Source organism: Anoxybacillus sp. CHMUD, from assembly GCF_013096965.1.
GTDB classification, from domain to species: domain Bacteria; phylum Bacillota; class Bacilli; order Bacillales; family Anoxybacillaceae; genus Anoxybacillus; species Anoxybacillus kestanbolensis_A.
Genome location: NZ_SDLG01000056.1, coordinates 1 through 1,000 on the forward strand (window position 1 = coordinate 1; position 1,000 = coordinate 1,000).

The following is a 1,000-nucleotide window of genomic DNA, read 5'->3' on the forward strand; positions in this document are numbered from 1 at the left end:
AAGCGTTTAAAGGGAAAAGCAGTCGAATATTAAGGGAGAAATATCCTTCGTTAAAAAGCAGACTACCGTCGCTATGGACACGAAGTTATTTTTGTTGTACTGTCGGCTATATTTCAGAAGAAGCGGTTAAACAATACATCGAAAGTCAAAAGAACGTATAAAGGAAGTGGTGTCGTTGGCGAAAACAAAAACCAAAAGTTATGTGCTGACGTTGAAACTCAAAACAGAACTATGGCAGGCGTACATATTAGAGAAACGTTTTGAAATTGGCAGAAAAATATACAACGCTTGTTTGGGCGAATTGCTGAAACGGCATAAAAAACTACAACATGATAAGCAGTATCGTCATCTAGTCCAACAACCAAAATCAAAAGAAAGAAACAACTTGCTAAATGAGTTATATCGTCAGTACGGAATCAATGAATACGCTATGCACGATTTTGTTAAGCCAATGCAACACTATTTCAAGAAACACATCGACTCACACACCGCACAAAAAATCGCTACGAGAGCATGGATGGCAATGGAAAAACTCATCTTTGGTAATGCAAAAAAAGTGTCTTTTAAAAAATACAACGATATGGATTCATTAGAAGGAAAAACAAATAGCACAGGCATCCGTTTCAAAAACAAACATTTGCTTTGGAATGGTTTATCTATTCCTGTTATAATTCACCCAAACGACATATATACACATCTGGCTCTACAAGACCGTATAAAATATTGTCGCATCGTCCGTAGACGAATTAGAGGAAAAATCAAGTATTTTCTTCAACTCACTCTTGAAGGTGTGCCACCAAAGAAAATAAACCGCCAAACAGGAGAAATAAAACATCCAATAGGGCGAGGCGATGTTGGTATCGACATAGGAACACAAACCGTCGCTATTTGCTCGATGAATAATGTCAAGTTGCTTATTCTTGCGCCGAGTGTCGAAAACATAGAAAAGCAAAAGCGAGTTCTTCAACGAAAATTGGATCGTCAAAGACGGGCGAATAAT

General features: G+C 37.7%; 2 protein-coding genes. Both read left to right on the forward strand.

Features of this window, described 5'->3' with window-relative positions:
* Positions 1-161 (forward strand): transposase (locus ETB99_RS14545; protein ID WP_171700930.1); only part of this gene is annotated, 161 nt, incomplete at its 5' end.
* 8 nt (positions 162-169) lie between these two features.
* On the forward strand, positions 170-1,000 hold an 831-nt coding region (locus ETB99_RS14550; RefSeq protein WP_483860851.1), incomplete at its 3' end, for a nuclease/transposase family protein.